The sequence below is a fragment of the Pleomorphochaeta sp. DL1XJH-081 genome, assembly GCF_049310885.1.
GTDB lineage: Bacteria > Spirochaetota > Spirochaetia > Sphaerochaetales > Sphaerochaetaceae > CAYZJV01.
This window is the reverse complement of sequence record NZ_JBMDYO010000102.1, coordinates 1-272: the sequence shown is the minus strand read 5'-3', so window position 1 is coordinate 272 and position 272 is coordinate 1. Positions and strand designations below refer to the sequence as shown.

Sequence of the window (272 nt, the reverse complement as noted above, 5' to 3'; positions counted from 1 at the left end):
GCAAAAGCACCTTAATTGGCCGCCTGCTGCACGATACGCGCCAGATCTATGAAGACCAGCTCTCTTCGCTGCACAACGACAGCAAGCGTCACGGCACCCAGGGCGAAAAACTGGACCTGGCGCTGTTGGTGGACGGCCTGCAGGCTGAGCGCGAGCAGGGCATCACCATCGACGTGGCCTATCGCTACTTCTCGACCGAAAAGCGCAAATTTATCATCGCCGACACCCCGGGGCACGAGCAGTACACGCGTAATATGGCCACTGGGGCGTCC

At 59.9% G+C, this 272-nt stretch carries 1 protein-coding gene; it reads left to right on the top strand.

Annotated elements, in window-relative coordinates; all coding sequences use genetic code 11:
* The coding region (locus ACODJP_RS14060; protein ID WP_422482560.1) for a GTP-binding protein at positions 1 to 272 on the top strand (272 nt) is incomplete at both ends.